This window comes from Aquitalea sp. S1-19 (assembly GCF_024343515.1).
This window is the reverse complement of the sequence record NZ_RJTZ01000030.1, coordinates 26232-31089: the sequence shown is the minus strand read 5'-3', so window position 1 is coordinate 31089 and position 4858 is coordinate 26232. Positions and strand designations below refer to the sequence as shown.

General features: G+C 61.8%; 3 protein-coding genes. All 3 read left to right on the top strand.

From position 1 onward, the window contains the following. Window positions 1-2144: LPS-assembly protein LptD (locus EGI20_RS06725; protein ID WP_498630713.1), on the top strand; the 2144-nt coding region annotated here is incomplete at its 5' end. 8 nt (window positions 2145-2152) lie between these two features. Continuing rightward, on the top strand, window positions 2153-3442 hold the full coding sequence (locus EGI20_RS06720; protein WP_498630711.1) for a peptidylprolyl isomerase: 1290 nt from the start codon (window positions 2153-2155) through the stop codon (window positions 3440-3442). A 306-nt stretch (window positions 3443-3748) separates the two neighbouring features. Then, window positions 3749-4729, top strand: a complete 981-nt coding sequence (gene pdxA, locus EGI20_RS06715; RefSeq protein WP_498630709.1) for a 4-hydroxythreonine-4-phosphate dehydrogenase PdxA — start codon at window positions 3749-3751, stop codon at window positions 4727-4729. Window positions 4730-4858: the final 129 nt, after the last annotated feature.

Here is a 4858-nt window from a genome sequence, read left to right as displayed (position 1 = left end):
TTGCGCCGCCTGCGCTGGCCGATACCCTGCCGGCAGGTTCGCTGACTGTCACCGCCGACGAGCTGTCCGGCCAGATGGACAATGAATTGAAGGCACGCGGCAATGTCGTCGCCATCCGCGATGACCAGACCATTACCTCGGACTGGCTTAATTACTACGTCAAGCGCAACGAGCTGATCGAAGCCGGCGACCGCGTACATATGACCCAGCCGGGCAGCGACATCCTGTCCCAAAAGCTCGACTACTCGATGGCCACCCAGCAAGGCAGCGCCGACGATGCCGTATTTGCCTTCCAGCAGGGCAAGGGTGTACTGCGCGGCAAGAGCGACGAGCTGAAAATACTTGGCGACAAGCACTACGAGCTGAAGCGCACCACGGTCAATACCTGTGACCCCGGTGACGAGTCCTGGTACCTGAAAGCCACCACCGTCGATGCCGACTACACACGCAATGTCGGCGTGGCGCGCAATGCCCGCCTGTACCTGGGCGGCGTACCGGTGCTGTATACGCCGTGGATGGACTTCCCGCTGGATGGCGGGCGCAAGTCAGGCCTGCTGTTCCCGACTTTCAGCGTGGGCAGCGCGGGCCTGGATATCTCCACCCCCTACTACTGGAATATCGCGCCCAACTACGACGCGACCATCTTTCCGCGCTATATCGCCAAGCGCGGCCTGATGCTGGGCGGAGAATTTCGCTATCTGCAACCCGGCTATCAGGGCCAGATGTACACCGAGCAGATAGAAGACAAGGAAACCGACACCCACCGCTATCTGTGGAAAGGCCAGCACCGGCAGCAGATTTCGCCCGAATTGAGCTGGGGCTACGACGCCAGCTATGTATCGGACAATGATTATTTTGACGATTTCAGCGACCGTCTGGCGCAGGTGTCCAGCGACAACCTCGAGCGTCAGGCCTGGGCCAGCTACAACCTGGGCTGGGGGGCCGCAACCATACGCGCACAGCGCTACCAGACGCTGATAGACAATGCCCGCGGCGGCACTATCCCTTACGCGCGCCTGCCGCAGATCACGCTCAATGGCGGACAGACGCTACCGGCCGGCCTGTCGTGGAATTTGCTGTCGGAGGCCACCCGCTTCTCGCATCCCGATCTGCAGGAAGGCGACCGCCTGATGCTCAACCCCTCGCTAAGCTGGCGCGCCGATGCCAGCTGGGGCTATATCCAGCCCAAGCTGGGCGTCAATTTCCGCCAATATGCACTAGATGGCTGGCGTTATGGCGGCACACCCGACCAGCAGCGCAGCCGCAATGAAAGCATTACCACGCCGACCTTCAGTGTCGACTCCGGTCTCTATTTCGAGCGCGAGAGCGAGTTTGCCGGCAGCCCGCATACCCAGACGCTGGAACCGCGCCTGTACTACGTCAATATCCCATACCGCGACCAGAGCAAACTGCCCAACTTCGATAGCTCGATCAATGACTTTGACTGGACCCAGCTGTTTTCCGAAAACCGCTACTCGGGCTGGGACCGCATCAACGAAGCCAATCAACTCACCGCTGCCGTCACCTCCAGCTATATCGACAATGACTCGGGTCTGGAACGCCTACGCGTCGGCATCGGCCAGCGCGTCTACTTCAGCGAAGACCGGGTCAGGCTCTATGACAGCGAATCGGTCCGCGACAATGTGTCCGACATTCTGGCCACCGTCGGTGGCGACCTGACGCGTGATATCCGGCTGGATGGTGCCATCCAGTACAACCCGCAGCAGGGACGCACCGAAAAATACAATGTCGCGCTGCGCTACCACCCGGAAGCAGGCAAGGCGCTCAGCCTGCGCTACCGCTACGACCCGGACGAGCTGGTCGAAGTGAATGGCACAGCGGTGAACTATCCGACCCGCCAGATCGAGCTGGCCGGCCAGTGGCCGATTACCCGTCAGCTCTATGGCGTCGGCCGGGTGGAATACTCGCTGGCCGCCAAGCAGGCCTTCGACACCCTGGCTGGTTTTGAATATAACGCCGGCTGCTGGACCTTCCGCATGGTGGGCCAGCGCTTCGTCACCGATATCGACCAGTTCAAGACCTCGGTGATGTTCCAGTTGGAACTCAAGGATATGTCCAGCTTCGGCAAAGTAAGCGATACCCTGCGCCTGGCGATCCCGGGCTATAGCAAAACCAACGAATGATGCTAACCATGCCCATGATTAAAAAAACACTCGCCGCCGGCCTGATTGCCGGCCTGTTCTCCCTGCAAGCTCCCGCTGCCATCATCACGCTGGACCGCATTGTGGCGGTGGTGACCAAGGATGCCATCACCCAGTCCGAGCTGAATGCGCGTCTGGCGCAAGTGGAGGCCAATCTCAAGCGCCAGAACGTACCGCTGCCAGCCGCTAATGTGCTGCAGCGTCAGGTGCTTGACCAGATCGAGCGCGAGAAGCTGCAACTGCAATATGCCGCCAATAACGGCATCAAGGTCAGCGACAGCGAGCTGGACGATACTATCGCGCGTCTGGCCCGGCAGAACAATACCGATGTAGCCGGCCTCAAAGCCCGTCTGGTCAAGGAAGGCAGCAGCGTCGATGCCTTTCGCGACAATTTGCGCCGCGAAGTCTTGCTGGAGCGCCTGAAAGAGCGCGTCGCCTCGTCCATGGCCAATGTGTCGGATCAGGAAGTCGAGCAAGTCATGAAAAGTGCGCAGCATGCGCAAAAAAGCGAATACCAGCTAGCCAACCTCTTGGTCAGCGTGCCCGAACGCGCCGACAATAAGGCGCTGGAAGCGGCCGCACAAAAGGCTGCGCGTGCGCTGGCCGACATCAAGGCCGGCAAGCCCTTTGCCCAGGTCGCCGCCAGCTATTCGGATGCCAAAAATGCGCTGGACGGCGGCGCCATAGGCTGGCGCAGCAGCACGGCCTTGCCGCCGGATCTGGTCGCCCTGCTGGAGACCCTGCCCAAAGGCGGTCACACCGAGGTGATCCGCACCCCGTCGGGCTTCTATATTTTCCAGTTGCAGGACAGGCGTGACCGTTCGGCACCGATGATGGTCGAGCAATACCACGCCCGCCACATTCTGATACGCACCAATGAAGCGGTATCGGAAGCCGATGCCCGCACCCGCATCCAGCAAGTGCGCGACCGCCTGCAGCAGGGCGCCAAATTCGAGGATCTGGCCAAACGCTTCTCGGAAGACGGCAGCGCCGCACAAGGCGGGGATCTTTCATGGATGAACAAGGGCGACACCGTGCCCGAATTCGAGCGCGCCATGATTGCGCTCAAGCCGGGTCAGGTCAGCGAACCGGTGCGCAGCCCGTTCGGCTGGCACTTGATCCGCCTGGAAGAAGTACGCACCCAGGACGTATCCGGCGAGCGCGAAAAGCTGGCCGTCAAACAGGAAATCCGCCTGCGCAAGGCCGAACAGGCCTATCAGGACTGGCTGCAACAGCTGAAAGACTCGGCCTTTATCGAAGACAAGCTGGAAGAGAAATAAGGGACTCGGGACTCGGGACTCGGGACTCGGGACTCGGGACTCGGGACTCGGGACTCGGGACTCGGGACTCGGGACTCGGGACTCGGGACTCGGGACTCGGGACTCGGGACTCGGGACTCGGGACTCGGGACTCGGGACTCGGGACTCGGGACTCGGGACTCGGGACTCGGGACTCGGGACTCGGGACTCGGGACTCGGGACTCGGGACTCGGATTTCAGTGTTTAAAACCGGCCAAACCACGTCAACACCTCGGTTCCCGAATCCCAACTCCCCGATCCCTAACCCCCTAACCCGGCAGATACATCATGCAACCCATTCTCGCTATTACCGCCGGTGAGCCTGCCGGCATCGGCCCAGACCTGGTGCTTGCGCTGGCCGCGCAAGACACGGCGGCGCGCTGCGTCGTAATTGCCGATAAAGCCCTGCTGGCCAGCCGTGCCCGGCAACTGAAGCTGGATGTTGTCCTGCACGACTGGCAAGCCGATGCGCGCCCGGCGCCCGGCGTTCTGGAAGTGCTGCATGTGCCGCTGGATGTGCCGGTCACGCCCGGCGTGCTTGACCCGGCCAATGGCGCTTATGTGCTGGAAACGTTGGATGTGGCCATTGATGGCTGTGTGGCCGGTGAATTCGACGCCATGGTTACTGCGCCGATACACAAGGGGGTGATCAATGATGCCGGTGTTCCGTTTACCGGTCACACCGAGTATCTGGCCGAACGCACGCAAACGCCGCGCGTGGTGATGATGCTGGCGGGCGGCGGCATGCGCGTGGCGCTGGCTACCACCCATCTGCCGCTGCGCGATGTTGCCGATGCCATCCAGTGCGATATGCTGACTGCGGTGATCCGCATTCTGCATGCTGACTTGGTGAGCAAATTCGGCATCCGCCAGCCGCGCATCCTGGTCGCAGGCCTCAACCCGCATGCCGGCGAAGGCGGACATATGGGGCGTGAAGAAATAGACGTCATCGAGCCGGTACTATCCATGCTGCGCGGCGAAGGCATGAATCTGATCGGCCCCTTGCCGGCAGATACGCTGTTCAATCCCGACAAGCTGTCCCGTGCCGACGCGGTGCTGGCCATGTATCACGACCAGGGCCTGCCGGTGCTCAAATACGCCAGCTTCGGCGCCGGCGTCAATATCACCCTGGGCCTGCCCATTATCCGCACCTCGGTCGACCACGGCACCGCGCTGGATCTGGCCGGCACCGGCAGGGCACATCCGGGCAGCCTGTTCGAGGCGGTCAAAGTGGCAAGACAGATGGCAATGAGCCAAAGCCGGGAATAGGGACTCGGGACTCGGGACTCGGGACTCGGGACTCGGGACTCGGGACTCGGGACTCGGGACTCGGGACTCGGGACTCGGGACTCGGGACTCGGGACTCGGGACTCGGGACTCGGGACTCGGGACTCGGAT